The sequence below is a fragment of the Corallococcus sp. bb12-1 genome, assembly GCF_026626765.1.
Taxonomy (GTDB): domain Bacteria; phylum Myxococcota; class Myxococcia; order Myxococcales; family Myxococcaceae; genus Corallococcus; species Corallococcus terminator.
In genome coordinates, this window is the sequence record NZ_JAPNJZ010000021.1 from 114877 (window position 1) to 140386 (window position 25510).

Below are 25510 nucleotides of genomic sequence, written 5' to 3' on the forward strand. Positions count from 1 at the left end.
GCCACGGCATCAGCGGCCCGTGCGCGTGGCCTCCGGTGCCGGGAGCTGCTCAGCGAGCGGCGGAGGCGGGGCCGGTGCCTTGCGACGTCGCCCGGGCGTACAGGTCGCGCTTGAAGCCCATCGAGAAGAGCACCAGGGTGATGAGGTACACGGGCTCGATGAAGAAGAGCAGCGGGCCGCCCAGGGACAGCCCGTGGGTCTTCTTCTCGAAGACGACGTGCGCGCCCACCACCAGCGCGAACCGCACCACCATCACGCCCACCGCCACGCCCACGGCGGTCCCGGTCGGAAGGCGTGCCACCGCCTCGGCGGCCGCGAGCGTGGGCAGCAGCGGCAGCGCCATGAGCAGGCCGGCGGTCCACTCCAGCGTCACGGCATAGAGGACCACCGCGAGCACCAGCAGGTGCGCGGCGGTCAGGGACACTCCAGGCACCGGGAGCCGCACCCAGCAGAGGGGCACGAGCAGGGAGAAGGTGAAGAGGTAGGCGCCCACGAAGTGCACGGCGCGGCTCACGCCGTTCTCGTGCAGGGGCAGCCAGGGGCGCAGCTTGTCGGCGAAGCTCATGGGCGCTGAACCTAGGCGATTGGCGCGAGGGGGGCATCTCCGGGCCCGGAGAATATCGACCCCTCCGGGCGTACCTGTGGGGCCGCACACGCCGTCATGGCCCGAATTCCGCAAGACCTCGCTGGCGGCAGCCCCTGGAACGGTGGCTGCCGGCGCGATGGGCGCGTGCTTTTGGGTGCATGGGATTGGGTTTCGATGCCGACACGCGCTGGTGGAGACAGGCAATCCCTGGGGACTGGTGAGACATTGCGGCGAATTCTGCGTGAAGGGCGTGAGAGGACTTGCCGGGAAAGGCAGGCGAAGTCTGCCGGCAATGTTCGCGGGTTCCAGGCAGCTATTGCCGTGAATGCATACACGGGTGCCGCTCACGACAGGCAGGTGTAATCTGCTGTCGATGGAACTCCAAAGGCAGGCGTAATCTGCGCTTTCCAGCGCCCTCTCTAGAGTAGTGCTGGTCAAGTCCAGTTACATGGAATTAAGCGGATTAAGTCGCTTGATACGAGATTTCCGCTATCGCTCTGGCTTTTCTGATGTTATGTGCTGCGCAACCCGGTTGCGATGAGGCAGTCCGCCGGGGTGGCCCGTCATGGGTCGTGGTTCCAGAGGGGGAGTGATGGGAAAACATTGTAGCGGTATGGGGATGCAATCGACGACCGCCTGACGAGCCACCTCTGGAGGGGCGCTCGGTAGCGCACGCGTTCTCCCTTCCAGCGGGCTCCAATCCATTGCCAGAAAACCGTGGCCGGTCTGGACGTGTCTCCAGGACGGACCGCCATGTGCTTCGCCGTGTCGTGGGTGCCTTGGGGGCGCTCACGTCGCTGGCGCTGACGGACCCGTTTTATCTCGAAGGAAGCTGCCTGCTATGTGCGGATTCATTGGCGTCTACCAGCGTACTCCCTCGTCTTTTGACGACCGGGCCCTCATCACCGCGCTGACCACAATCCACCACCGCGGCCCCGATGAGCGCAGCCTGTGGCATGACCCTGCCGGCCGCGCCGTGCTGGGACACGTCCGCCTGAGCATCATCGGTCTGGACAACGGCAAGCAGCCCATCGTCGCGGATCAGGGCGACCTGGCGCTGGTGGTCAACGGCGAGCTCTACGACCACGAGCGGATCCGCCGCGAACTCCAGGCGCTCGGCTGCGAGTTCAAGACGGACTCCGACAGTGAGATTGCCCTGCACCTGTACCGCCGCTCCGGCCTCGCGGGCCTCAAGCAACTGCGCGGCGAGTTCGCCATCCTGCTGTTCGACCGTCAGCGCCGCCTGATGCTGGCCGTGCGCGACCGCATGGGCATCAAGCCGATGTTCTACGCCCAGCACCGGGGCGCCTGGTACTTCGCGTCGGAGATCAAGGCCCTGCTGGCCGCCGGGGTCCCCGCGGAGTGGGACGAGGACGCCTACGCGAGCCGCGCCTTCTATCTGCGCGACCACACCCTCTTCAAGGGCGTGCGCAGCGTGCAGCCGGGCTGCTGGGTGATGGCGGACAGCGGTGGCCTGCACCACGGCCGCTACTGGGACATGGAGTTCGCCCGCCAGGACGCGCCGGATCCGTCCGACGAGCAGGGGATGATTGAAGCCGTGCGCGCCGCGGTGGAGAAGTCCGTGAGCCTGCGCCTGCGCGCCGACGTGCCCATGGGCGTCTACCTGAGCGGCGGCATTGATTCCTCCGCCATGCTGGGCGTGGCGACGCAGTTGTCCGGGCAGCCGCTGGACGCGTTCAACCTGTCCTTCACGGACATGGACGACTACGACGAGAACCGCTTCGCCCGGCTGGCCGCCGAACACAACGGCGCGCGCTTCCACACCGTGGCCGTGTCCCAGGACGACCTCGCGGACAACTTCGAGCAGGCCCTCTGGCACAACGAGACGCCGTTCTTCAACGCGCACGGCGTGGCCAAGTACATCCTCAGCCAGACGGTGCGCGACGCCGGCATGAAGGTCGTCCTCACCGGCGAGGGCGCCGACGAGGTCTTCGCCGGCTACCCGCACTTCCGCCGCGACATGCTCCTGTACAACCCGGAGCGCCAGGACCCGAAGCTCGTCACCCAGCTGCGCCAGCGCATCCAGGAGAGCGAGAACGGCTACCAGCGGCCGGACATGCCCCAGGACATCCACTGGATGGTGGAGCAGTTGAGCCACGGCGTGTCCTGGCTGGACAACCAGGCCGGCTGGTTCAAGGCGCTGGAGGCGCTGTACCGCAAGGACTTCCGCGACCGCTTCGAGGGCACGGACCCCTACCGCCAGTTCTACGACCGCCTGGACCACCGCAACCTGGAAGGCCGCGACCCCGTCCACAAGTCCATGTACCTGTGGGCCAAGTCCTACCTGCCCAACTTCGTGCTCACCACGCTGGGCGACCGCATGGAGATGGCCCACAGCATCGAGGGCCGCGTCCCCCTGTTGGACCACCACGTCGTGGAGCTGGCCTGCCAGATGCCCGTCTGGATGAAGGTGCGTGGCTCCACGGAGAAGTACGTGTTCCGCGAGGCGATGAAGTCCTACCTGCCGGACGCGCTCTACAAGCGCAAGAAGCACTACTTCCGCGCGCCCCCCTCCACCCTCCAGCAGAAGGGCCGGCTCTACCAGTTGGTGCGCGACGTGCTGAACGGCTCGGAGCTGGACTCGCTGCCCTTCTTCGACCCGGTCCGCGTGCGCGACCTGCTCCACCGCCTGCCCCAGTTGAGCGTCCATGAGCAGGGCCTGTTGGATCCGATGCTGATGGAGCTGACCAGCCTCTGCCTGTTGCAGAACCGGTACTCGCTGAGCTCCTCCAACTCCCAGCCCCTGTGGAGCGCCCGCGAGGAGGCGGCATGAGGGTCGCCATCATCGGCGCGGGCCTCAACGGCCTGGCCTGCGCGGTCATGCTCAAGCGCCTGGGCATTGACTGCGTCGTCTTCGAGCGCGGCAAGGGACCCCGGGACTCGGGCACGGGCATCTACGTATGGCCGCAGGCCATGCAGGTGCTGCGGTTCGTGCTCAAGGACCGGAAGTTCCTCTCCCGGGGCCAGCCCATCGAGTTCCTGGACACGCACGACAAGCACGGCCGGCTCATCCACAGCCAGCCGGTGCGCCCGGAGGGCCTGGGCCTGCCCGCGCCCGCGATGATGTTCCTTCGCACGGAGCTGTTCCGCCTGCTGGCGGACAGCCTGGAGGAGGACGACATCCACTACGACATGGGCTGCGAGCGGCTGGAGAACCTGGGCGACCAGGTGCGCCTCACCTTCACCAACGGCCACCGCTTCGACTTCGACCTGGTCGTGGGCGCGGACGGCGTCTCCTCCACGACGCGAGGGTTCGTCAACCCGGGACTCCAACCGCATGACACGGGGCTCGTGGCCAGCCGGGGCGTGGTGACGTTCGACTCGCCCCTGCTGCACTCCGACCGCTGTCAGATCTTCACGTCCCACCACTCGCGCGTGGTGACGTATCCGCTCAGCAAGGCCAGCTCGCTGCGCTACTGGTTCGCCGCCTACCAGCACAAGAACCAGCCCCTGCTCAACCGGCAGGGCCTGCTGGAGCTGTTCGCGCAGCTTCCGGAGGACCTGCTGCGGATGATGGCCATGACGCCGGAGGAGGACATCCTCACCCACAAGCTCAAGGCGCTCACCGGCGAGGGCCAGTGGTTCCGGGGCCGCGTGGTGATGCTGGGCGACAGCATCCACGCGATGCTGCCCACCCTGGGCTACGGGCTGACGCTGGGGCTGGAGAACGGCTTCATGCTGGCCCAGGCGCTGGTGGGGCACTGCGACGAGGACCTGGAGACGGCGCTCAAACGCTACGAAATCCGGGCCGCCCGGCGCTCGCGCGAGATGCTCCAGGTGATGAACGACTTCACCCAGCTCTACTACTTCGAGCCGGAGGGCGAGGTGTCCCCGGCGCGGTTGTCCCCCATCGTCCAGCGCTTCCAGCACCTGGCGCAGACCACGGTCTTCTAGGTGGGCACGGACGTGATGACAGAAGCATTCCGGGAGCAGGTGCGGGCCTTCGTCAACGACCACGTGCGGCCTCACGTGGACGTCTGGGAGCGCGAGGGCGCGTACCCGCTGGAGCTCTACCGGCAGGCAGGCAGGGCGGGACTGCTGTCGCTGGGCAAGTCCCCGGAGCAGCTTCCCGACGACCCCCGGGCGCTCGCGGTGCTGGTGGAGGAGCTGACCCTGGGCGGCGCCCAGGGCATCACCATGGGGCTCGCCTCGCACTTCGTCAGTCTCAAGGCCGTGCAGGGCAGCAACGCGGAGGTGGCCGCCCGGGTGGTGCCGGCGGTGCTCAAGGGCGCCCAGGGCATCGTCCTTGCGTTGACGGAGCCCCAGGCGGGCTCCGACCTGCGCGCCTTCGAGTGCCGGGCGGAGTCGCAGGGGGGCGAGTACCGGCTCACCGGGGAGAAGCGCTTCATCTGCAACGGGGGCCGCGCGGACCTGCTGCTGGTGGGCGCGGTCCACGAAGGGGCCCTGGGGCTGTTCCTGGTCGAGGCCGCCGCGCCCGGCCTGAGCAGCACGCGGCTGGCCTGCCTGGGCTGGCGGTGCCTGCCGCTCGCCGCCCTGAAGTTCGAAGCGACGCCCGCGCGCCTCCTCATCACCGGACGCGAGGCGGGGCGCCTGCTCCAGCAGTGCCTGCAACAGGAGCGGCTGAACCTGGCGGTGATGGCGGTGGCGTCCGCGGAGCTCGCGCTGCGCGATACAGTGGCGCACTGTCGCGCGCGCCGGGTGGGTGGCGAAGCGCTGCTGGACAAGTCCGTGCTGCGCCAGCGCCTGGCGGAGCGGCACTCCGAATTGAGCGTGGTGCGGGTGTACGTGGAGCAGGCGGTGCGCTGGCAGGCGGAGGGACAGTTGTCCCCGGCGCAGGCCGCCATCGCCAAGAACTCCGCGGTGGATGTGCTGGAGCGCGTCGCGCACGACGCGGTGCAGTTGCAGGGCGCGCACGGCTGCGTCGAACCGGCCCTGGTGGAGCGCATCTATCGCGACGCGCGGCTGCTCGGCATTGGCGGGGGCGCGCGCGAAGTCATGCTGGAAGTCATCGGACGGGCCTTGTGACGGGAGACACCATGAAGGACGTGAGTGAACACGCCCGGGCGCACTCGCAGGCGCTGCTGGAGCACGCGTACCAGCGCTACTGCGGCCTGCGGTTGATTGAGCAGCGCCCAGGCTTCTGCCAGTGCCGCCTGCGCGTCACGGAGGCCATCGACAACCTGAGCCACACGCTGCACGGCGGGGTCATCTACTCCATGCTGGACGTGGTCAGCATGCTGGCCACCCTGCCGCTGCTGGGGCCCGACGAGTACGCGCTCACCAACAGCTTCAACAGCATGATGATGTCGGCCACCCCCCTGGGCGCGGAGGTCCTCTTCGAGGCGAGCGTGCTGCGCAGCGGCCGCAACCTCATCTTCACCCAGAGCCAGGCCTGGAAGATCGCGGACGACGGCCAGCGCACGCAGATCGCCTCCGCGCAGTTGAGCAAGTTCCGCATGCGCGTGGACTGGCAGGACGGCGCGGCCCGCAAGGGCTGAAGTCGGCCGAGCTTGGGCCGAGCTTGGGCCGAGCTTCAGCCGTGCTTCGCCACGGCGTCGTGACTCCAGCCCGTGTCGCTCGCGAAGCGCCGGGCCAGGAAGTCCACCCACGCGCGGATCTTCGGCGTGATGGTGCGTCCCGGCGCGTGCACGGCCCAGATGGACAGGTCCGGCAGCGCGTGGTCCGCCAGCACCTCCACCAGTTGACCGCCGCGCAGTTCCTCCGCCACCGCGAACAGCGGGAACTGCCCGATGCCGGCATGCCCCAGCACCGCCGTCTTCAGGGCGAGGCTGCTGTTGGCCTGGAAGGGGCCGGTGGTCTCCACCAGGGACTCCTCGCCGTTGGGCCCGCGCAGCTTCCAGGCGGTGCCGGAGGCCAGGTAGGTGTACTGCACGCACCGGTGCTGCCGCAGGTCCTCGGGCCTTCGCGGCGTGCCGTGGCGGTTCAGGTACGCGGGCGTCGCGCAGATGACGCGGCGGCTGGACGCGAGCTTGCGGGCCACCAGTGACGAGTCCGGCATCTGCGCGATGCGGATGCAGACGTCGAACCCGTGCTCCACCAGGTCCACCACGCGGTCATCCAGTTGGATGTCCAGGTCGATCTCCGGGTAGCGCTCCAGGAACTCCGGCATGGCCGGCACCACCTGCATCAGCCCGAACGTCATCGGCAGGCTCACGCGCAGGCGCCCGCGCGGCTTGCGCCGCAAGAGCAGCACCTCCGCCTTCGCCGCCTCCAGCTCCTCCGTCATCCGCTGACACCGCGTGGCCAGCGCCCGCCCCTCCGCCGTCGGGGACAGCTTGCGCGTGGTGCGGTGCAGGAGCCGGACGCCCAGCGTGCTCTCCAGCAGCATCACCTGCTTGCTCACCGTTGCCTTCGACAGGCCCAGCGTCTTGGCCGCCACCGTGAAGCTGCCGGTCCGCACCACTTCGGCGAACGTGAAATAGGGCGCGACGTGCTCCATTGGTCACCTCCAGGAAACAATCCTTTTCCCTCCTGCGCGTAGTGTCCAGTCATCAACCCGCTCTATAGGGAAGTCATGGTTTCCCGAAGGAAGGTCCTCGGGGTGCACGTGGCGCTGTTCCTGGCCGCGACGGCCTGCACCCCTCCCGCGAATGAAGTCCCCCGCGCCGAGGCGCCGGGCGTATCTCGCGTGCTTTCCTCCTCGGCGCCGGAGCCGTCCTTCCGGCTCTCCGCGCGCAAGGGGCCGCGTCCGGAGACGACCGACGCGCCTCCGGGCACGCCGCTGGCGCACCGGCAGTTGAGCCAGCTGTCGCCCACGGACATCCAGGAGCGGCTCTTCACCCGCGCGGCGGCGCTGCCGGACGTGACGGTGGCGCCCAGTGGCATCTCCGTGCCGGGGGCGCGAGCGTTCTGGCTGCGGCCGGAGTCCGTGCGCGGGCCGCGGGCGGCGTTCCAGGTGGGCACGGAGTTCGCGCACATCCACCCGGCGGAGGACGGCAGCCTGCACCTGAAGTTCCCGCCGGACCTGGCGCGGCAGGTGTTCCAGCAGGGCTGGGGCATGCCGCATCCGCGCTCCGGAACACCCATGCTTTTCGGACCTCGCGACGCGGACGAGCTTGAGGTCGTGTGGCAACTGCTGTTGCGCTCCTACGCCTGGGCCCATGACGGGCAGGTGGTGGGAGTGACTGTCGAATGACGCAACCTGAACTTGAGAAGAGGCGGAACATGAAGATCCTTGTCACGGGCGCGACGGGCTACATCGGCGGCGCGGTGGTTGATGCGCTCAAGAAGGCGGGCCACCAGGTACTGGGCCTCGCGCGTTCCGAGGATGCGCGCAACAAGCTGACCGGCCGTGGCGTCCAGGCCGTGGCGGGCGACCTCGCGGACACCGCGGGGCTGGCTGCCCTGGTGAAGGACCTGGATGCGGTCGTCTGGACCGCGACGACCAACAGCGAGGCCGTGGACGCGCCCGCCGTCGCGGCGGTGCTGGAGGCGCTCAAGGGCACGAACAAGACGTTCGTCTACACCAGCGGCGTCTGGGTGCACGGCGACACGCGCGGCACCGTCGTGAACGAGGACACCCCGCTGAGCGCGGCGGCGCTGGTCGCCTGGCGCCCGGCCGTGGAGCAGCGCACCCTGAGCACGCCGGGCGTGCGCGGCATCGTCATCCGCCCGGGCATCGTCTACGGGCGCGGCGCCGGCATCCCTTCCATGCTCAGCGCGTCCGTGAAGGACGGCGGCGCCGCCCGCTTCATGGGCACGGGTGAGAACCACTGGCCGGTGGTGTTCGTGGAGGACCTGGCGGACCTCTACGTGCGCGCCGTCGAACAGGCCCCCGCCGGCACCGTGCTGGTCGCCGTGCAGGGCCCGCCCCTGAAGGTGAAGGACATCGCCGCCGCCGCGAGCGAGGGCGCTGGCGCGGGTGGCAAGACGGTCGCCTGGCCGCTGGAGGAGGCGCGCAAGCAGTTCGGCGCCTTCGCCGACGCGCTGGTCCTGGACCAGAAGTTCTCCGCCGAGCGGGCGCAGTCGCTCCTGGGCTGGGTGCCCAAGGGCCCCGGCATCATCGACGAGCTGCGCAGCGGTTCCTACGCGCGGCGCTGAAACAGGCGGCTTTCGCCCGCGCGCCGGTGCCTCCAACACCGACGCGCGGCGGAGCGGCTCCTGCCGGAAGCGAGGGCTTCCGGCACAGGCGGGAGGGTGGGCGTCGAGGAGCGTGGGGGTTGGGGCCCCCGTGCGAAGCGCCGACCTGGAGTCAATGACACACGCGCGCAATCCCATCCACCGCGTCCGCGGTGCACGGGAGGCGTGCGCGGGAAAAGCAGTCAACCGAAGGACATGAGGGGGCAGTCATGCAGGTCGGCCTGGAAGCAATCGGTGTCGCAGTTCCGGACACGTACGTGGAGCTGGCGGAGCTGGCGATGGCGCGTGGGGTCGCGCCCGGCAAGTACGTGGACGGCCTGGGCGTGACGCGCATGGGCGTGCCGCTGGTGGACGAGGACACGGTGACGCTCGCGGCCCGCGCGGCCCGGATGGCGCTGGAGTCGGCCCGCTGCTCGCCCGAGGACATCGGCCTCCTGGTGGTGGGCACGGAGACGGCGGTGGACCACTCGAAGCCGGTGGCCTCCTACGTCCAGGGCCTCCTGGGCCTGTCCACGCGCTGCCGCATCTTCGAGACGAAGCACGCCTGCTACGGCGGCACCGCCGCGCTGCAGCTGGCGCTGGACTGGGTGCGCTCCGGCAGCGCGAAGGGCCGCAAGGCGCTCATCGTGTGTTCGGACATCGCCCGCTACGGCGTGGGCACGCCGGGTGAGCCCACGCAGGGCGCGGGCGCGGTGGCGATGCTGGTGTCGGACCATCCCAGCCTCGTCGTCCTGGAGGAGGGCAAGACGGGCGTCTACTCCAAGGACGTGATGGATTTCTGGCGTCCGCTGTATTCGAAGGACGCGCTGGTGGACGGGCACTACTCGGTCCAGTGCTACCTGGACGCGCTGGAGGGGGCGTACCGGGCCTACCAGGAGGCCGCGGGGGACGCGGGCGGGGAGGGCGCCTACAGCGACCGCTTCGCCGCGCTCGTCTACCACGTGCCCTACGGGAAGATGTCCCGCAAGGCGCACCGGCACCTGCGCACGCTGGACGGGGACGCCGCGCCCGACGCGAGCTTCGACCGGCTGGTGGGCAACAGCCTGGTGATGCCCTCGCAGGTGGGCAACATCTACACGGGCTCCATGTACCTGGCGCTGGCCAGCCTCCTGTCCTCCGCCACCGAGGACCTGACGGGCAAGCGCGTGGGCCTGTTCTCCTACGGCAGCGGTTCCTGCGCGGAGTTCTTCAGCGGCGTCGTGCAGGACGGCGCGCAGACGCGCGTGAAGGCCCTGGGCCTGGAGGCGCGGCTGTCACGGCGCCGCGCGCTGTCCATCCCCGAATACGAGGACGTGATGCGCGCGCGAGAGCACCTGGACGAGCGGCCCGCCGCGGACGCCGCCGGCACGGGCTTCCGCTACCAGGGCACGCGCGACCACAAGCGCATCTACGCGACCTGATTCCTGGCGGCCCTCCCGCGAAAGGCGGGAGGGCCCCGTGATTGTTTCCCATTGGAGAGCAACACCATGACGTCGTTCCTCAAGTCCCTCGCCTTCGTCTCCGTCCTCGCCGCTCCCTCGCTCGTCGCCGCCACCGAGTACGAGATCCACCCGACGAACTCGTCCGCGCTCTTCTCCGTCAAGCACATGATGGTGTCCAACGTGCGGGGCTCCTTCTCGAAGGTGACCGGCACGGCGAACATCGACGAGAAGGACCTGACGAAGTCGACGGTGGAGGCCGTCATCGACGCGACGACCGTCACCACGAACGACACCAGCCGCGATGAACACCTGCGCGGAAACGAATTCTTCGACGTCAAGAAGTTCCCGACCCTCACCTTCAAGTCCACCAAGGTGGAGAAGTCCGCTGACGGCTTGAAGCTGACGGGCAACCTCACCATCCGCGGCGTGACGAAGCCCGTGGTGCTGGAGGCCGAGGGCTTCACCGTGGAGTCCAAGGACCCGTACGGCAACCTCAAGCGGGGCGGCAGCGCCACCACGAAGATCAACCGCAAGGACTTCGGCCTGACGTGGAACACGGCCCTGGAGACGGGCGGCGTGGCGGTGGGCGACCAGGTCTCCATCACGCTCGAAATCGAGCTCGTGAAGAAGCAGCCGACGCAGCCGGTGAAGTCCGCCGCGAGCACCACCCCGTAACGCCGCCGTTTCTTTGGGCGGTCTACCCCTCTTCTCCAAGGGAGTTGGCGTCATGGCTCGCACCACCGCGCATCCCCCGGCCAGCCGTCAGGTCGGTCTTGAGAATCGGCGGCGGCAGTGCGCCGCCTGTGGTGGGCCGACGCCCGCCGACTACCGTGCGCGCCGCAACGTGGTGACGCTGAACGGCGTCGTCGCGCTCAAGGTGCAGGTGCGGGTGTGTCACCGCGAAGGGTGCTCCCTGCGCCTGAAGGCCATCCGCGCGGAGGAAGAGGGGCTGTGGGTCCTGCCGGAGCACGAGTTCGGCCTGGACGTCATCGCGCTCATCGGGGCGCTGCGCTACCAGGAGCAGCGCAGCGTCCCCTCCATCCACGCGGCCCTGCGCGCGCGGGACGTGCCCATCTCCGAGCGCAGCGTCACCAACCTGTTGGACCGGTACGACGAACTGCTGGCGCTGCGGCTTTCGGACTGCCTCCGGCTCAAGGCGGTGACGCAGAAGCTGGGCCGGGTGGTGCTGTCCATGAGTGCCCTGCGCCCGGAGGTGGGCCATCAGGTGCTGTGGGTGGCGCGGGAGTGTCTGTCTTCCGAAGTGCTGGCGGCCTGGTGCCTGCCGGAGCAACGCGCGGAGGAGCTGGTGCCGCGCTTCCAGGAGATGGCGCGGTCGCTGGACGTGCCCGTCGTTGGCGTCGTCTCCGATGGGCAGGGCCCCGTGGTCCGCGCGGTGACGGCGGCGCTGCCGGGGGTTCCGCACCAGTTGCGCCAGTCGCACGAGCGGTTCGACGCGGCGCGGCCCCTCCCCGAGATGGAGCCGGAGTCCGGGAAGGTATTAACCGCCCCTGCCTCCGAGGCGTGCCCGGACGCGCACGTCGTCGCGGGGATCCCCGCGGAGCGCGAGGCGTTCGCCATGCTGTGCATGGCCGCCCTGCTGGGCCGGGACCTGCTGCCGGAGCTGCTCCAGTTCGGCGCCGCGCTCTCGCCCGTGGGCCTCTGAACCTCTTTTCCTTCTTCCTTCACCCCGCGGTCCCCCTTCATGAATTCCTTCCTTCGCGCCCTCGGCGCCGCCGCGTTCCTCCTCGCCGCCCCGGCGGCCCTCGCCCAGGGGCCCTCGCCGCGTCCGCCCAATGCCCTGCTGTATGAGACGTATGCCTATTCCGGGTCGCTCAACGGGCAGGCCACCACGGTGTTCGCCCCGGCCGTCTCCGGCTCCATCGCGCTGAGCGACCGCTTGAGCCTCAACGCCGCCTGGCTCTTCGCCTACGCGCCGTCCCGGTCCGGCGGTCCCACCGCGTTCCAGGCGGGCAATCCCTCCGTGGGCCTGGGCGGCGTGCTGAGCGACGACGGCGCGTTGAAGGTCCGCACGGGTGGAAACCTGGTGCTGCCCTTCACCCTCATCACGGACCCGGACGACTTCGGTTCGGCGCTCCTGCGGCGCGCGGCCACGCTGCGGGGCAACAGCGCCTTCAGCCTGGTGAACCCGGGCCTGCTCGGCCTGACGCCGTGGGTGGACGCGACGCTGAAGACGGGGCGCTTCCGCTTCGGCGTGGACGGGCGCGTCCCCATGTCCGCGCAGCTCTCCGAGAAGCGCGGGCAGCGGGTGGACGCGGTCTTCCAGTTCTCCGGCACCGCGGCCATGGACGTCACGTCCCACGTCCTGGTGGGCTCCACCTTCCAGGCCATCTACCTGGCGACGGCGGTGGAGGGGGCGGACCCCACCTTCCTCGCGCTCATCCCCCACGCGCGCTTCTACGGTTCGGCGGGCTTCGTGGAGGCCCGGCTGGTGATGAACCTGGATGCGCCGCTGGGCTTCGCCTTCTCCGACAACGGGCTCTGGGCGGCGGCGCTGGCGCTGGGCACCACCTTCTGATGAGTGACCCCGTCCCGATGAATGTCCCCTCGCTGGTCGGCTCCCGGCTGCGGCAGTGGGGGGACGCGCCGCTGCTCCTGCTCATCGCCACCGGCATGTTGCTGGGCAGCATGCTGCCCATGTCCCGGGTGGCGAGAGCGGAGGGCTGGACTCCGCTGGCCTTCGCCTTCTGGCCGGCGCTCGGCAGCGGGCTGGTGCTGGCGTTCGCCGGCGGCCGGAGCGTGACGGGCACCCCGGAGGCGCGGCCGGTGCTGCTCTACAGCCTGATTGCCGGCGTGCTGAGCGTGGCCGTGCCCAACAGCGTCACGTTCATCGTGATGCAGTTCGTGGGCACCAGCGTGACGTCGCTGGTGTACACGCTGCCGCCGCTGTTCACGTATGCCTTTGCCTGGGGCCTGGGCATCGAACGCTACCGACCCCTGCGGCTCGCGGGCATCGTGGTGGGCCTGGTGGGCGCGGCCATCCTCGTGCTGGGTCGGGGGAGCGCGGCGGGCACCGGGTCCTCCTGGTGGCTGGCGCTGGCGCTCTGCACGCCCATCAGCATCGCGGCGGGCAACGTGTACCGGAAGCTGCGCATGCCCAAGGGCGTGCCCGCGAGCCTGCTGGCGGGGGGGATGCTGCTGGGCGGGGCGCTGGCGCTCCTGCCGCTCCTGGTGATGAACGGGGGCCTGCAGCGCCCCGGGATGGCGGGGTGGAGCGTCATCCTGGCCCAGTGCTTCTTCACCAGCCTGGGCTACCGCGTGTACTTCCATTTCCAGAAGGTCGCGGACCCGGTGTACTTCAGCCAGTTCGGCTACGTCGTGTCGGCGACGGGCGTGCTGTCCGGCCTGCTCTTCTTCAACGAGCACCTGACGCTGCCCATGCTGCTGTCCATGGGCGTCATCCTGGCGGGCATCGCCATGGTGAACGCCCGGACGGCCTGAGCGTCAGCCGGAGGCATTCAGCGCGGCGTTGCGCGCGTCGGCAGCGGCGCGGACCAGCCGCGAGCCGACCGCGATGTAGCCGGGGTGGCGCACGTAGTCTGGAAGCATCTCCTCCGAGGTGCGCTCGTGGCGCATGTCGAGGGGCTGGATGTTCCGGGCGGCCAGCGCCAGCCGCTGCGTCCGCCAGGACAGCCCCGCCTGCTCCATGACGCGCACGAAGTCGTTCATCTTCTGGACGAGCGCCGCCTGTTCGAGCACCTGGGGGCGCATCGCCTTCGTGTAGCCAGTCCGGGGCTTGTAGTCCTTGCGCAGTTGATGCAGTTCCTGCGCACGCCGCGCCGTGAGCCGCTCCTGGAAGCGGGCCTCGGGGTCCGTGAGGAGCTCCAGCGCGTCGCGGCCCATGGCCTCGTAGAAGACGGCGGTGGTGTTGTCGCGTGGCACCTTGCCTTCGAGGAACCGCACGTAGCCCCGCAGCGCCTCCAGCAGCTCGCGCTCCGCGACGTCCGTCGTCAGAAGGGGTAGCTGGCGCGATTCCTCCACCGGGACGAAGGCTTCCATGGGGACGTGGGGGGAGGCGTCGGCGCGCTCACGGCGGAGCGCGTACCCGACCTCCCGGTCGCTGAAGACGAGGACGAAGTCTGGCTGCCGGGGGAGGGGAGGCGGAGGATTGTTGAGGACCCAATCCGCCGGGTCCGGTGTCCAGAGCACCCGGAGCGCGACGAGCCTCCGGGCCTTCAGCGCGTCGACCCAGGCGTAGAAGGACGGTTCGAAGCCTCCGTCCAGTGCGAACCCCTGGAAGTCGTCCGGGCCCCGGTGGATGGCCGCGCCTCCGGGGTCGTCAATCACCTGGGCCTGGAGGTCAATCCCCCGCAGCCGCGCGTTGCCGACGATGGCGAGTTGGGGGACGTAGTCGTACAGGGGCAGGGGCATGGCGTCCTCGGAACGAAGTCTAATGCGTGCCACGAGGCGGGTGTATCCGCGCGTGAGCGGACCGCGGGCATCGGGAGCCCGGACGGTTAACAAGCCAGCGTGGTCATGGAGCGCCGATGTGCGTCCTTCGGGACGACGAAAGGCAGCATCCCCATGTTGACCGAAGCAGCAGCAGCCGTGTCGGGGCGCCCCCTGGTGCCCCCGGCGGTGGGTCGGGTCCGGTTCGACGCGTTCAAGAGCCTCTGGCTCTGGGCCATGCTGGTTCCGGGCCTCGTCTTCGGAATCCCCGCCGTGACGCCCGCGACGCTCACGGCGTCCCTGGTGATGGCCTTCCTGACGCTGTGCCTGGGGCACTCGGTGGGGTTGCACCGGGGCGTCATCCACCGGACCTTCGAGGCCAGCCCGGCGGTGCGCGGGGCGCTGCTCTACCTCTTCGTCCTGAGCGGGCTGGGCGGGCCGTTGTCGTGGGCGCGGCTGCACGCGGTGCGCGACTACTGGCAGAACCAGGAGGACTGTCCGCCGTACTTCGCCTACCGGCACTCGGTGTTTCGCGACTTCGTGTGGAACCTGCACCTGCGCTTCGACGCGGCGGATGACCGCGCCCTCGCGCGGCTTCCACCGGGCCTCCTGGAGGACCGGTGGCTGCGATTCCTGGAGTGGACATGGCCCCTCCACGTGCTCGCGCTGGCGGCGGTGACCTTCGCGGTGGGCGGGGCGGGCGCGGTGGCTGTCTTTGTCTGTGCGCGGACCGCGGGCGGCATCCTGGGGCACTGGTTCGTGGGCTACGCCGCGCATGTCTGGGGTGAGAAGCGGCATGTCATCCCGGGCGTCACGGAGAGCGGGACCAATGTCTGGCTTCTGGGAGTCCTGTCGTTTGGCGAAGGCTTCCACAACAACCACCACGCGTTCGCCAGCTCGGCGCGGATGGGGATGCGGGCGGAGGAGCTGGACCTCGGCTGGCTGAGCCTGCGCGCGCTGGAGGCCTGCGGGCTGGTCCAGTCGCTCCAGGCCTGGGACCGCCCCGCGAAGAATCGCAAGGGCGGTCAAGCCGTCCCCGGGGGGACTGGGTAGGTTTCCTCGCACGGAGCTGCACCTGCCGCTGGCCTCCAGGCCGCGCTGTCAGGCGCGGCCCGGGCCCGCCCGCGGGACTCAGCGCAGGACGGAGAGTCCTTCCTGGAGGTCCTTGTGCAGGGCCTCGCTCAGGATGAAGCGGCCGCCCTTGCCCACGAGGTGCGGCTTGAGCGTCTTGCCGTAGTCGCCCACCTGGGCATCCTTCTTGACCTCGCGCCAGGTCTCATCGTCCGTGATGAGGGTTTCCACCGCGAGTGTGCCGAACTCCACCTGGTGGCCCTCCTCGATGAGGATCTTCGCGCTCAGCGTCCCGCCCACGTGCAGGGTGTCATGGTCGAAGGAGTTGGCGTACAGCACGTGCGCCACGTCCAGGTTCCCCGTGACGTGCACCTCCGAGCCGCAGACCATGTCCCGCGCGCGCAGGTTTCCCAGGACGTAGAGCTTCGAGTAATCGTCCTCGTTCTCGAAGGAGTCCGCCAGGCAGCCGGCGACCGCCATGTCCCCGTTCACGATGACGACCTCGTTGCTGTCGAGCTGGAAGTCCCCCGGCATCGCGAGGTTGCCCCGGTGGAGCACGAACTGGAGCTGGTCGTCGTCCTCATCGAACGGGGTCGCGAGGATGTCCGCGAGAAGCTCGTTCGCGCGCTTGCTGTCGATGGGTTCAAAGTCGTTGGACATGGGGGGACCCTAGCCGAGAAGTCCCGCCTTTCGGAGGCTGATTCGCGGCGTAAGCCCCTATCCCGGTGGCGTTTGGAATCACCGGACTCCGCGAAGAACAAACATAGACGGTCTCGGCGCGTGAGAAGTCGCGAACCGGACGAAAGACATCGCGCTGACACACGCGATTGTCTATAGACGTGCGGACTCGTCGCTGAGGCTCACGAAGCCCCGACCCCGGCCCATCCCCGGCCCGTTTGGAGGCTTCGGTTGAAACGCTCGCACTCGTTGGTGTTCCCTACATCCGTACTCTACTGGTTCTTCGCGGGGCTCGTGCTGAGCTACCTGGTGGTGGCGGCGCTGCTCGCCCCCGCGGGGGTGCACCTGTTGCCCCTGGACATGGTGGTCAGCCTGCTCCAGAGCCGCATGGGGTTCTTCATCCTGCTGTTCGGCCTGCCCTGTGGCATCTACCTCATCGGCTGGCGGGCCAGCGACCTCTTTGTCTGGATGCGCGCGCCGCACTCCCTGTCGCTGGACGACCAGGGCCTGCGCGCGGGGGAGGTCCGCATCGCCTGGCGGGACGTGGAGTCGGTGCTCGAAATCCAGAACCACGACCGCATCGTCCTGCGGCACCGGGGCGGCAGCTACAAGCTGCGGCTGAACCTGTGGAGCGACGCGGAGGCGCTGCACCAGGGGGTGATGGAGCACGTCGTCCCGGAGCTGCTGGAGCGCGTGAGCCGTGAGGTCGCCGAGGGGCAGTCGGTGCGCTTCGGGCCGTTGACCCTGGACGACGCGGGGCTGACCCACAAGGGGCGCCTGCTGCGCTGGGAGGAGATCGAGAGCATCCGCGTCCAGGATGAGTTCGACACCGGCGTGTCCACCCGCGAGCTGGTCATCGTCGCCCAGGGCAAGCCCCGGAAGATCGACGAAGCGAAGATTCCCAACGCGCCAGTGCTGCTGGCCTACCTGTCAGACCGCCTGGCCGGCTGACCTCCACCCCCAACACCGGGCATCACCACATGGAAATCTACCGCAACCCCCAGTCGAAGAAGAAGGCCGAACAGCCGCACGCGGTCTACAACTCGCGCCTCAAGCTCATCTCGGGCGCGGTCATCTGGGCGCTGGCGCTCGCCTTCTTCGGGGCGCTCACCTACCGGTCGCTGGGGGAGACGGGCGCGATGGCCTTCTTCGCCGTCATCACGCTGGCCGCGGGCTGGATGTTCTTCAACTGCGTCAAGGGCCTGGGCAGCCTGGACAAGCCCGCGCTGCTGATCGGCCGGGACGGCATCCGCTTCAGTGATGGCGTCCTCATCGCCTGGGACGAGATGAAGGAGAACCTCTACGTCGACCAGAGCTACATGGGCATCCCCATCATGAAGATGGTGCAGATCAAGACCACCCTGGCGAAGCCCAAGGTGAAGAAGCAGCGCGTCTCCGCGCTCGCCATTGACAGCGACGAGTACCTAGCCCTGTGTGACAACTACAGCCAGGGCGTGATGCCGGCCACCACGCGCTGAGTGCGGGTCAGTGGAGGTGCGAAGGCTTGTCTGTCTTTCGTGCCATCTCCCCAGTTGATACAAATCATCTGCCATTTGCCGATTGTGGACATGTCTTGAGTAAGTGAGGGTGTCGCCCTTCCACGGAAGAAGGGCACCCCTCATGGCCACCGCGACCGCAGCTCCTGGCAAGACGCTTCTCACCCCCAGCGACCACACGCTCATCCTCATCGACTTCCAGCCGCAGATGGCGTTCGCGACGCACTCCATCCACGCGAACCAGCTGCGCACGCACGTGTCGCTCATCTCCGGGGCGGCGCGGGTGTTCAATGTGTCCACCATCCTCACCACCGTGGCGGAGAAGTCCTTCTCCGGTCCGATGTTCACGGAGCTGAAGGACGCGTTTCCGGAAGAGGTGGCCATCGACCGGACGTCGATGAACACCTGGGAAGACCCCCGCATCGCGGAGCGGGTCAACGCCATCGGCAAGTCGCGCATCGTGCTGGCGGGCCTCTGGACGTCGGTGTGCATCGTCGGTCCCGCGCTGTCCGCGTTGGATCAGGGCTTCGAGGTCTACGTCATCGCCGACGCGTGTGGTGACGTCTCCACGGAGGCCCACGAACGGGCGATGGAGCGGATGATCCAGGCAGGCGTGCGGCCCATGACGTCGCTCCAGTACCTGCTCGAGCTTCAGCGCGACTGGGCCCGGAGCAAGACGTACGACGCCGTCGTGAACCTCGCGAAGGAGTCGGGCGGCGCCTACGGCATCGGCCTGCTCTACGCCAAGACGATGTTCAACGGGGGCGAAGGCGGTCACTGACCTGCTGGCCCTCCGGTCATGAAAATCTACCTGGTGTCGATCGCCGCGGGGACGCTGATTGGCTTCCTCTACGGTCTGCTCGGTGTCCGCTCCCCCGCGCCGCCTCTTGTCGCACTGGCGGGACTGCTGGGAATCCTGATTGGAGAGCAGCTGGTGCCCGTGGGGCGCCGGCTGCTTCGCCGGGAACCGCTCACGGCGGCATGGCTCGCCGAGGAGTGCGTTCCGAAGGTCACCGGTGTACCCCCCGCGCCTCCGGGGGAAACCCCGCCCCCAAGCCCCAACCCCTGAAGGGACACGCCGCATGCCCCCCGACCTCATCCTGCACCACGGCCGGTTCACCACGCTGCTGCCTGGCGCCTCCGAAGCCGAAGCCGTCGCCATCACGGACGGCCGGTTCTCCGCGGTGGGGGCGGCGAGCGACCTCCTCAAGTCGAAGGGGCCGGACACCCGGGTCATCGACGTGGGGGGCCGCCGCGTCATCCCCGGCCTCATCGACAGCCACACCCACGTGATTCGAGGCGGGCTCAACTACAACCTCGAATTGCGTTGGGACGGGGTCCGGTCGCTCGCGGATGCGATGCGCATGCTGCGCCAGCAGGTGGCCGTCACCCCCGCGCCCCAGTGGGTGCGGGTGGTGGGCGGCTTCACCGAACTCCAGTTCGTCGAGCGGCGCCTGCCGACGCTCGAGGAGCTGAACGCCGTCGCGCCGGAGACGCCGGTCTTCATCCTCCACCTGTACGACCGCGCACTGCTCAACGGGGCGGCGCTGCGCGCCTGTGGCTACACGAAGGACACGCCGAACCCGCCGGGCGGTGAAATCCAGCGCGACCGGCACGGGAACCCCACGGGGCTCCTGCTCGCGAAGCCCAACGCGCAGCTGCTCTACGCGACGCTGGCCAAGGGGCCGAAGCTGCCCCTGGAGTATCAGGAGAACTCCACCCGCCACTTCATGCGCGAGCTGAACCGGCTGGGCATCACCGGCGTCATCGACGCGGGCGGTGGCTTCCAGAACTACCCCGACGACTACGCCGTCGTGCAGAAGCTCGCCGACGCGGGCGAACTCACGCTGCGCATCGCCTACAACCTCTTCACCCAGCACAAGGGCGAGGAGGCCGCCGACTTCCGCACGTGGACGAAGCAGGTCCAGCCGGGGCAGGGCAACGACCACTTCCGCCACAACGGAGCGGGGGAGATGCTGGTCTTCTCCGCCGCGGACTTCGAGGACTTCCGCGAGCCGCGCCCGGAGCTGCCGCCGGACATGGAGGGCCAGTTGGAAGAGGTCGTCCGGGTGCTGGTGGAGAACCGCTGGCCGTGGCGCCTGCATGCGACCTACGACGAGAGCATCTCGCGCGCCCTGGATGTCTTTGAGAAGGTCCACCGCGACATGCCCTTCGGGGGACTGCACTGGTTCTTCGACCACGCGGAGACCGTCTCCGAGCGCAACATCGACCGCATCGCCGCGCTGGGCGGTGGCATCGCGGTGCAACACCGGATGGCCTACCAGGGCGAGTACTTCGTGGAGCGCTATGGCGCGGCGGCCGCGGCCCACACGCCGCCCATCGCCCGCATGCTCGCCGCCGGGGTCCCGGTGGGGGCTGGCACGGATGCCACGCGCGTCGCGTCCTACAATCCGTGGGTGTCGCTGTCGTGGCTCGTCACCGGGAAGACCGTCGCGGGGACGTCGCTGTACGGCGAGGACGCGCTGATCGACCGGGAGACCGCGCTGCGGCTCTGGACCGAACGCAACACGTGGTTCTCCTCGGAGACGGGCAAGAAGGGGCAGCTCGCCGTGGGGCAGCTCGCGGACCTGGCCGTGCTGTCGGCGGACTACTTCAGCGTCCCGGCCGATGAAATCTCCCAGCTGGAGTCCGTGCTCACGATGGTCGGCGGGAAGGTCGTGCACGGCACGGGAGGTTTCTCGGGCTTCGCGCCGCCGCTGCCCCCGGCGATGCCGGACTGGTCTCCGGTCCGGAGCTTCGGTGGGTATGCGCACGCCACCGCGCAGGTCCGGGAGGCTCACGTCGCGGCTCCGGGACACGCCGCACCGCATGATTGTGGCGTGCATGCGCATGGCAAGGCGGCCTGGCGGCGGCCGGTGCCTGTCGCGGAGGACCCGACGTTCTGGGGCCTCCTGGGCTGCTCCTGCTGGGCGTTCTGAGCGAAGGGACGCGGGACGCCTTCATGCTCAGCCTTTCACGGAGCGGATTCTTCCTCGGCGTCTCCGGGCTGCTGGGCATGTCGTTCGCGGCCCGGGCGGAAGACGTCCCCGAGCCGCGCGCGGTGCCCCGGTATGCCGCGATCCGCTACCTGGAGGACTGGTCGGATCCCCTCTTGCGGCCCGGGGAGGATCCGTTCGACCGCGTCAAATACGTCCCCCTGGGGGACAAGGCGTATCTCTCCTTTGGGGGCCAGCACCGGCTCCGCTATGAGCTGACCGAAGGGCTGGACGGCCCGCTGTCGCAGAGCGTCCTGTTCTCCCGCAACCTGCTGCACGTGGACGCGCACGTGGGCCCCCTGCGTGCCTTCGTCCAACTGGGAGGGCACTACGCGCTCGGGGCTCCCGCCCGTGATGAACCGCCGGGCAGCGACCTGTTCGACGTGCAGCAGGCCTTCGTCGAGTGGAGCGCCGCGAGCCCGAAGGCCCGCTTCGTGGCCCGCGTGGGACGCCAGGAGATGTCGCTGGGGTCCACGCGGTGGGTGAGCACCCGCGACGGAACCAATGTCCGTCAGGCGTTCGACCTGGCCCGCCTCACCGTCACGGGTGACGGCTGGAACGTGGAGGGCTTTGGCGGCGTGGTGCCGCGGCTGGAGCGCGGCGTGCTCGATGATGCTCCCGCGTGGCGCAACCGGTTCTGGGGCCTCTACGCGACCGTGGCCGTGCTTCCGCGAAAGCAGCTCTCGCTCGACGCCTTCTATCTCGGGCGCGACCGTCCATCGGTGACCTATGGCGCGGTCGAAGGGCGCGAGGTTCGCCACATGCTGGGCCTGCGCGTGTTCGGTCAGACCGAAGGCGGCCTCGAGTACATCGGGCATGCGCTCATCCAGGCAGGCACGGTGGGCGACGCCGAGGTCCTGGCCTGGGGACTCGCGGGAGGACTGTGGCAGCGACTGTCATTTGCTCCGTTGCGGGTGGGCGTGCGTGGGGATGCACTGAGCGGTGACCGGAACGCGGACGACGGACGGGTCTCCACCTTCCATGCCTGGTTTCCGAACCAGACCTTCTTCAGCGCCCTGCCGTTGATCTACCCGTCGAACCTGTACGAAGTGCATCCGCTCGTGCAGTGGGACCTGGACGCCGTCACCCTGGAGGCGGGCTGCGTCTTCTTCTTCCGGCAGTCGGTCCAGGACGCTGTCTACACACCGCCGGGAGACGTGCTCGTAGCGCCTTCGGATTCGCGGTCGCGGTACACCGGTGCGCAGCTCTCACTGTCGCTTGGCTACCGCGCCACGCGTCACCTCATGTTCAATGCGGAGTATTCGCACGTCGTCGCCGGGCCCTCGTTGAGGGCGGTCACCGGACGGGACGTCGACTTCTTCGGCACCTGGACGACCTTCACCTACTGACCCACGGCACCGACCTCCCAATGACTCCCAGCCTCACTTCCAAGTCCGCATGGGTTCCCGCCGCGCTCGCGTTCGTCGCGGGCTACGCGGACGCCGTCACCTTCGTCGGCGCGGGGGGCATCTTCTGTGCGCACGTCACCGGCAACTTCGTCGTGCTCGCGGCGGACCTCGCGCGCAACGCCAACGCGGACGAGTGGCTCAAGCTGTCGACCTTCCCCCTCTTCGTCCTGGCCGTCTTCGGCGCCACGCACCTGCACCGCCGCCGGGCGGAGGGGTCCGCGCGCCTGCTCCTGCTCCTCCAGGCGGTGGCCTTCGGGGCAGCGGCGGCCGTGCCCCTGTTCGTGCAGGGCACGGCGGCGCACAAGGTCGTCGTGGTGTTCGCGGTCATCGCCATGGGCATCCAGAACGCGATGCACCGGGTGGCACCCTCGCTGGGGCCGATGACGACCGTGATGACCGGCAACGTCACCCAGTGGTTCGTGGAGAAGGTGATTCCGGGCGCCCCGGAGAACGCCGGCAAGCACCGCTCGCTGGGCTTCATCATCCTGGCGTTCGCGCTGGGCTGTCTGGGGGGTGCGTTCGGCGTCCAGCACCTGGGGTTCGCGTCGTTCCTCGTCCCCGTCGCCCTGGCGCTGTGGGTTCGCAGCCGGTTGTAGGAGGCCCGCTCGATGCCAGACACCGAAAGGCCGGACAACGCCCGGCTCGAAGCGTTCAGCGATGGCGTCTTCGCCGTCGTCATCACGCTGCTGGCGCTGGACCTGAAGCCGGAGCTCACGGAGTCCGCCCGGGATTCCCGCACGCTGCTCTGGCAGTTGGCGTCCCGGTGGCCCACGTACCTGGCGTTCGTGGCGAGCTTCAGCACCGTCCTCATCATGTGGATCGACCACCACGGCATCCTGAAGTTCGCGCGCCGGGCGGACACGCCGGTGCTCTTCGCGAATGGGTTCCTGATGCTGCTGACCACGCTGGTGCCGTTCACGACGTCGCTGCTGTCGGCCCACCTGATGGAGCCCTCTGGCTCCATGGCCGGTGCCCTCTATGCGGGCCTCTTCGTGCTCATCAACGTGGCCTACAACCTGCTGTGGTACCTGCTCCAGCGGCAGCATGCTCCGGATGCGCTCGAACACCGGCTCACGTGGCACTACCGCCTGGGGTTCCCGGTGTATCTGGCGGCGACCGTCGTCGCGCTCTGGAGCCTGCCGCTGAGCCTCGCGCTGTGCGCGGGCATGTGGGCCCTGTGGAGCGCCAACATGCGGCCGGTGCACGACGGCGTCTGACTCACCCCGTCCGCTGGCGGCGGGCCTCGCGCGCGCAAAGCTGGGTGAGCTGCTCCAGCAGCCAGTGGTGCGCGGGGCCGAACACGGTGTCGCCGCGGTAGATGGCCAGCAGCTTGAGCGTGTTCTCGTGGGTGCCCCAGGCCATGGGCCGCAGGGCCACCAGCCGGCCCTCGCGCAGGTCGTCGCGGATGAGATGCTCCGGCAGGTTGCCCCAGCCCAGGCCCGCGCGCAGCATCTCGTGCTTGGTGTAGAGGTCGCCGACCCGCCAGGTGCGCGGCGACAGCCCGGCCTGGTCGGAGATGCTCGCCTCGTCGCATTCGGAGAGCACGATTTGAATCGCGTCGACGAAGTGCCGGTTGGCGATGCGTCCCTTGAAGGCCGCGAGCGCATGGGTCGGGCTCACGACGGGGAGCACCCGGATGGGCGACAGCGCCTGTGCTTCGAGTCCCCGGGCCAGCCCCGCGGGGTTCACGACGCCCAGGGTCGCCGTGCCGTCGAGCACGCGAGCGGAGACGGCGGACATCACCTGCGTGTCCACGCGCAGGTCGACCGCGGGGAACTCCCGGGTGAACGCGGCGCACAGGTCGATGAGCGCCTTCACGGGGAAGAAGGCATCCAGGCACAGCGACACCGACGCTTCGAGCCCCAACGTCATGCCGGTGGTGAGCCGCCGCAGCCCGTCCACTTCGGAGAGCACGCGCCGCGTCGACGCGAGCACCGCCTGCCCCTGGGGCGTCAGCGTGGCCACCTTCGTCGAGCGATCCCACAGCGGCACGCCCAACTGCGACTCCAGGTTGGCCATCGCGGTGCTGATGGCGGACTGCACCCGGTGAAGCTTGCGCGCCGCCGCCGAGAAGCTCCCCTCCTCGACGACGGACACGAAGGCGCGAAGCTGGTCGAGCGTGACGGGGTCGAACATCCCCGCCCCATCTCATGAATCGATGATGGGGCGCAAAGGATTGCCGGTTTGCGTGAGGGTCCTGCCTTACGCCGGCAGGGTGCCCTGGCCGGTGGCCAGGATGTTCGAGAAGCTCTTCACCTTCTGCACGTAGGTGGCGTCACCCGTGCCGGCGGGGATCGCGTCCGGGTTGCTCTTGTCCACGCCGTTCGGCCCGGAGTTGTAGGCGCGCAGGGCCAGGTCCATGCTGCCGCCGAACTGCTCCTTCATGTCCTTCATGTAGCAGGCGCCCGCCAGGATGTTCGTCTCCGGGTCGGAGAGGTCCTTGCCCTGGAGTTCGGGGTGCTTCGCCTGCAGTTCCTTGTACGTGTTGGGATTGACCTGCATCAGCCCGGTGTCCGTCAGGCCATTGCCGCCGTTGGTGGAGATGGCTTCCAGGTTGCCGCGCGACTCCTGCCAGATCTGCGCGGCCAGCACCTCCGCCGGCACGCCCGTCTTGGCGGACGCGGACTCGATGGCGCCCCGGAACTTCTCCAGCCCGGGGGGCAGGTTGCCGCCCAGCTTCGAGCCACCCGTGGCTCCGTTGCTGCTCGTCGGACCCGTGGTTCCGCCGGTGCTCGTGGGAGCCGCGGTGTCGCCGATGTCCGTGGGGGCCGGGGTTGCGCTGGTGTCCTGCGCGGACGACGGACCCACGGGGCTGGGGTTGAGCTCCACGGGCGACGGGCTCGTGCAGTCCTGCGGCGTGAAGCTGCTGTCGGAGAAGGGCTGCGCATCCGATTCCCCACCGAGGCTGGGGACGTCCTGGGCCCCTTCCGCGCCCTTCATTCCTTCCAGGCCACCCACCAACTGCGCGAGCGTGTTCAGCGCCGTCAGGGTGTCCTGCAGCAGCTTGCCCAGGGCCTGCTTGTCCTTGCCCGGGCCCATGTCGAAGCCGTCCTGCCGCAGGGCCGCCATCCTGGAGCCCATCTTCTGGGAGGAGGCGGAGGCGTCCGTGGCGCCCGAGAGGATGGCGGGGCGGGCCGCGGAGTCGGTCCGGGCCTGGGTGCGCGTGAAGGAAGACGGGCTGTTGCGAAGGGACGAGATGCTCATGGCAGGGGGCTTTCCAGAAGGGGTGGGAGGCCAGCGTGCTTCGATGCCGGAACCCATAGCAGCGGCCGTGCCAGCCCTCGCGGGGCGCCCGGTCCACGGGCAACCCCTGGATTTGTCTTGGGTTGGCCCTGCCACCCCGGAGGCGGTGGAGCCTTGCGCC

General features: G+C 69.1%; 26 protein-coding genes. 20 read left to right on the forward strand and 6 right to left on the reverse strand.

Translation table 11 applies throughout. The features are described 5' to 3' along the window. Positions 1-49 precede the first annotated feature (49 nt). Complete coding sequence (locus tag OV208_RS26490; RefSeq protein WP_267576685.1) at positions 50-565, reverse strand: DUF962 domain-containing protein; 516 nt, start codon at positions 563-565, stop codon at positions 50-52. A gap of 862 nt (positions 566-1427) precedes the next feature. Between OV208_RS26490 and asnB the strand changes: the two genes are divergently transcribed. Genes asnB through OV208_RS26510 form a run of 4 tightly spaced genes read left to right on the forward strand, consistent with a single transcriptional unit; the run spans position 1428 to position 6066 of the window. Continuing rightward, positions 1428-3380: an asparagine synthase (glutamine-hydrolyzing) gene (gene asnB, locus OV208_RS26495; RefSeq protein ID WP_267576686.1), complete on the forward strand. Its 1953-nt coding sequence runs from the start codon at positions 1428-1430 to the stop codon at positions 3378-3380. Beyond that, entirely contained in the window at positions 3377-4501 is a 1125-nt protein-coding gene (locus OV208_RS26500; protein ID WP_267576687.1) for an FAD-dependent monooxygenase, read from the forward strand. The genes asnB and OV208_RS26500 overlap by 4 nt, the downstream gene beginning before the upstream one ends. A 15-nt stretch (positions 4502-4516) precedes the next feature. After that, on the forward strand, positions 4517-5593 hold the full coding sequence (locus tag OV208_RS26505) for an acyl-CoA dehydrogenase family protein (protein WP_267576817.1): 1077 nt from the start codon (positions 4517-4519) through the stop codon (positions 5591-5593). 11 nt (positions 5594-5604) lie between these two features. Then, on the forward strand, positions 5605-6066 hold the full coding sequence (locus OV208_RS26510) for a PaaI family thioesterase (RefSeq protein ID WP_267576688.1): 462 nt from the start codon (positions 5605-5607) through the stop codon (positions 6064-6066). Between the two features lie 35 nt (positions 6067-6101). On the opposite strand, the gene OV208_RS26515 is transcribed toward OV208_RS26510, so the two are convergent. Further along, on the reverse strand, positions 6102-7028 hold the full coding sequence (locus OV208_RS26515) for a LysR family transcriptional regulator (RefSeq protein ID WP_267576689.1): 927 nt from the start codon (positions 7026-7028) through the stop codon (positions 6102-6104). Between the two features lie 75 nt (positions 7029-7103). Here OV208_RS26515 and OV208_RS26520 point away from each other — a divergent pair, with 75 nt between their 5' ends. The 7 genes from OV208_RS26520 to OV208_RS26550 all read left to right on the forward strand — a co-directional run bounded on the left by OV208_RS26520 (position 7104) and on the right by OV208_RS26550 (position 13548). Beyond that, a complete protein-coding gene (locus OV208_RS26520) occupies positions 7104-7724 on the forward strand; it encodes a luciferase family protein (protein WP_267576690.1) in 621 nt (206 codons plus the stop codon). Positions 7725-7753: 29 nt separating this feature from the next. Beyond that, a complete protein-coding gene (locus tag OV208_RS26525) occupies positions 7754-8629 on the forward strand; it encodes an NAD-dependent epimerase/dehydratase family protein (protein ID WP_267576691.1) in 876 nt (291 codons plus the stop codon). Positions 8630-8877: 248 nt separating this feature from the next. Then, on the forward strand, positions 8878-10068 hold the full coding sequence (locus OV208_RS26530; RefSeq protein ID WP_267576692.1) for a hydroxymethylglutaryl-CoA synthase: 1191 nt from the start codon (positions 8878-8880) through the stop codon (positions 10066-10068). Positions 10069-10134: 66 nt separating this feature from the next. Further along, the gene (locus OV208_RS26535) at positions 10135-10764 is read left to right on the forward strand and encodes a YceI family protein (RefSeq protein ID WP_267576693.1); all 630 of its coding nucleotides are present in this window, start codon (positions 10135-10137) and stop codon (positions 10762-10764) included. Positions 10765-10816: 52 nt separating this feature from the next. Further along, positions 10817-11752 (forward strand): hypothetical protein, encoded by a 936-nt coding sequence (locus tag OV208_RS26540; protein ID WP_267576694.1) that lies wholly within the window; start codon positions 10817-10819, stop codon positions 11750-11752. A gap of 39 nt (positions 11753-11791) precedes the next feature. After that, positions 11792-12625, forward strand: a complete 834-nt coding sequence (locus OV208_RS26545; protein ID WP_267576695.1) for a hypothetical protein — start codon at positions 11792-11794, stop codon at positions 12623-12625. Next, positions 12625-13548 carry a DMT family transporter gene (locus OV208_RS26550; protein WP_267576696.1) on the forward strand — a complete coding sequence of 308 codons (924 nt, stop codon included), beginning with the start codon at positions 12625-12627 and terminating at the stop codon, positions 13546-13548. Before OV208_RS26545 ends, OV208_RS26550 begins: the two co-directional genes overlap by 1 nt. 3 nt (positions 13549-13551) lie before the next feature. Here the strand turns inward: OV208_RS26550 and OV208_RS26555 are convergent, their stop codons facing one another. Further along, positions 13552-14478 (reverse strand): hypothetical protein, encoded by a 927-nt coding sequence (locus tag OV208_RS26555; protein WP_267576697.1) that lies wholly within the window; start codon positions 14476-14478, stop codon positions 13552-13554. A gap of 153 nt (positions 14479-14631) precedes the next feature. Between OV208_RS26555 and OV208_RS26560 the strand changes: the two genes are divergently transcribed. Then, positions 14632-15549 (forward strand): fatty acid desaturase, encoded by a 918-nt coding sequence (locus OV208_RS26560; protein WP_267576698.1) that lies wholly within the window; start codon positions 14632-14634, stop codon positions 15547-15549. Between the two features lie 78 nt (positions 15550-15627). Here OV208_RS26560 and OV208_RS26565 read toward each other — a convergent pair whose 3' ends face one another. Continuing rightward, positions 15628-16227: a hypothetical protein gene (locus OV208_RS26565; protein WP_267576699.1), complete on the reverse strand. Its 600-nt coding sequence runs from the start codon at positions 16225-16227 to the stop codon at positions 15628-15630. A 249-nt stretch (positions 16228-16476) separates the two neighbouring features. Here OV208_RS26565 and OV208_RS26570 point away from each other — a divergent pair, with 249 nt between their 5' ends. The 8 genes from OV208_RS26570 to OV208_RS26605 all read left to right on the forward strand — a co-directional run bounded on the left by OV208_RS26570 (position 16477) and on the right by OV208_RS26605 (position 23363). After that, positions 16477-17196 (forward strand): DUF6585 family protein, encoded by a 720-nt coding sequence (locus OV208_RS26570; RefSeq protein ID WP_267576700.1) that lies wholly within the window; start codon positions 16477-16479, stop codon positions 17194-17196. Positions 17197-17225: 29 nt separating this feature from the next. Beyond that, positions 17226-17723: a hypothetical protein gene (locus OV208_RS26575; protein ID WP_267576701.1), complete on the forward strand. Its 498-nt coding sequence runs from the start codon at positions 17226-17228 to the stop codon at positions 17721-17723. 142 nt (positions 17724-17865) lie between these two features. Continuing rightward, entirely contained in the window at positions 17866-18522 is a 657-nt protein-coding gene (locus tag OV208_RS26580; RefSeq protein WP_267576702.1) for a hydrolase, read from the forward strand. Positions 18523-18540: 18 nt separating this feature from the next. Next, entirely contained in the window at positions 18541-18810 is a 270-nt protein-coding gene (locus OV208_RS26585; protein ID WP_267576703.1) for a XapX domain-containing protein, read from the forward strand. Between the two features lie 13 nt (positions 18811-18823). Then, positions 18824-20680 carry an amidohydrolase gene (locus tag OV208_RS26590; RefSeq protein ID WP_267576704.1) on the forward strand — a complete coding sequence of 619 codons (1857 nt, stop codon included), beginning with the start codon at positions 18824-18826 and terminating at the stop codon, positions 20678-20680. Between the two features lie 23 nt (positions 20681-20703). Next, positions 20704-22086 (forward strand): alginate export family protein, encoded by a 1383-nt coding sequence (locus OV208_RS26595; RefSeq protein ID WP_267576705.1) that lies wholly within the window; start codon positions 20704-20706, stop codon positions 22084-22086. A 20-nt stretch (positions 22087-22106) separates the two neighbouring features. Then, entirely contained in the window at positions 22107-22742 is a 636-nt protein-coding gene (locus tag OV208_RS26600; protein WP_267576706.1) for a YoaK family protein, read from the forward strand. Positions 22743-22754: 12 nt separating this feature from the next. Beyond that, complete coding sequence (locus OV208_RS26605) at positions 22755-23363, forward strand: TMEM175 family protein (RefSeq protein WP_267576707.1); 609 nt, start codon at positions 22755-22757, stop codon at positions 23361-23363. A 1-nt stretch (position 23364) separates the two neighbouring features. Here OV208_RS26605 and OV208_RS26610 read toward each other — a convergent pair whose 3' ends face one another. Then, entirely contained in the window at positions 23365-24282 is a 918-nt protein-coding gene (locus OV208_RS26610; RefSeq protein WP_267576708.1) for a LysR family transcriptional regulator, read from the reverse strand. Positions 24283-24348: 66 nt separating this feature from the next. After that, on the reverse strand, positions 24349-25350 hold the full coding sequence (locus tag OV208_RS26615) for a lytic transglycosylase domain-containing protein (protein ID WP_267576709.1): 1002 nt from the start codon (positions 25348-25350) through the stop codon (positions 24349-24351). Positions 25351-25510 lie beyond the last annotated feature (160 nt).

Bases quoted from the DNA above. Each gene is read 5' to 3' on its own strand.
- OV208_RS26545 (WP_267576695.1), top strand. From the start codon at position 11,792: ATGAATTCCTTCCTTCGCGCCCTCGGCGCCGCCGCGTTCCTCCTCGCC.
- OV208_RS26515 (WP_267576689.1), bottom strand. From the start codon at position 7,028: ATGGAGCACGTCGCGCCCTATTTCACGTTCGCCGAAGTGGTGCGGACC.
- OV208_RS26535 (WP_267576693.1), top strand. From the start codon at position 10,135: ATGACGTCGTTCCTCAAGTCCCTCGCCTTCGTCTCCGTCCTCGCCGCT.
- asnB (WP_267576686.1), top strand. From the start codon at position 1,428: ATGTGCGGATTCATTGGCGTCTACCAGCGTACTCCCTCGTCTTTTGAC.
- OV208_RS26585 (WP_267576703.1), top strand. From the start codon at position 18,541: ATGAAAATCTACCTGGTGTCGATCGCCGCGGGGACGCTGATTGGCTTC.
- OV208_RS26540 (WP_267576694.1), top strand. From the start codon at position 10,817: ATGGCTCGCACCACCGCGCATCCCCCGGCCAGCCGTCAGGTCGGTCTT.
- OV208_RS26560 (WP_267576698.1), top strand. From the start codon at position 14,632: ATGTTGACCGAAGCAGCAGCAGCCGTGTCGGGGCGCCCCCTGGTGCCC.
- OV208_RS26590 (WP_267576704.1), top strand. From the start codon at position 18,824: ATGCCCCCCGACCTCATCCTGCACCACGGCCGGTTCACCACGCTGCTG.
- OV208_RS26500 (WP_267576687.1), top strand. From the start codon at position 3,377: ATGAGGGTCGCCATCATCGGCGCGGGCCTCAACGGCCTGGCCTGCGCG.
- OV208_RS26605 (WP_267576707.1), top strand. From the start codon at position 22,755: ATGCCAGACACCGAAAGGCCGGACAACGCCCGGCTCGAAGCGTTCAGC.
- OV208_RS26520 (WP_267576690.1), top strand. From the start codon at position 7,104: ATGGTTTCCCGAAGGAAGGTCCTCGGGGTGCACGTGGCGCTGTTCCTG.
- OV208_RS26580 (WP_267576702.1), top strand. From the start codon at position 17,866: ATGGCCACCGCGACCGCAGCTCCTGGCAAGACGCTTCTCACCCCCAGC.
- OV208_RS26490 (WP_267576685.1), bottom strand. From the start codon at position 565: ATGAGCTTCGCCGACAAGCTGCGCCCCTGGCTGCCCCTGCACGAGAAC.
- OV208_RS26610 (WP_267576708.1), bottom strand. From the start codon at position 24,282: ATGTTCGACCCCGTCACGCTCGACCAGCTTCGCGCCTTCGTGTCCGTC.
- OV208_RS26600 (WP_267576706.1), top strand. From the start codon at position 22,107: ATGACTCCCAGCCTCACTTCCAAGTCCGCATGGGTTCCCGCCGCGCTC.
- OV208_RS26565 (WP_267576699.1), bottom strand. From the start codon at position 16,227: ATGTCCAACGACTTTGAACCCATCGACAGCAAGCGCGCGAACGAGCTT.
- OV208_RS26505 (WP_267576817.1), top strand. From the start codon at position 4,517: ATGACAGAAGCATTCCGGGAGCAGGTGCGGGCCTTCGTCAACGACCAC.
- OV208_RS26555 (WP_267576697.1), bottom strand. From the start codon at position 14,478: ATGCCCCTGCCCCTGTACGACTACGTCCCCCAACTCGCCATCGTCGGC.
- OV208_RS26510 (WP_267576688.1), top strand. From the start codon at position 5,605: ATGAAGGACGTGAGTGAACACGCCCGGGCGCACTCGCAGGCGCTGCTG.
- OV208_RS26615 (WP_267576709.1), bottom strand. From the start codon at position 25,350: ATGAGCATCTCGTCCCTTCGCAACAGCCCGTCTTCCTTCACGCGCACC.
- OV208_RS26575 (WP_267576701.1), top strand. From the start codon at position 17,226: ATGGAAATCTACCGCAACCCCCAGTCGAAGAAGAAGGCCGAACAGCCG.
- OV208_RS26595 (WP_267576705.1), top strand. From the start codon at position 20,704: ATGCTCAGCCTTTCACGGAGCGGATTCTTCCTCGGCGTCTCCGGGCTG.
- OV208_RS26525 (WP_267576691.1), top strand. From the start codon at position 7,754: ATGAAGATCCTTGTCACGGGCGCGACGGGCTACATCGGCGGCGCGGTG.
- OV208_RS26550 (WP_267576696.1), top strand. From the start codon at position 12,625: ATGAGTGACCCCGTCCCGATGAATGTCCCCTCGCTGGTCGGCTCCCGG.
- OV208_RS26530 (WP_267576692.1), top strand. From the start codon at position 8,878: ATGCAGGTCGGCCTGGAAGCAATCGGTGTCGCAGTTCCGGACACGTAC.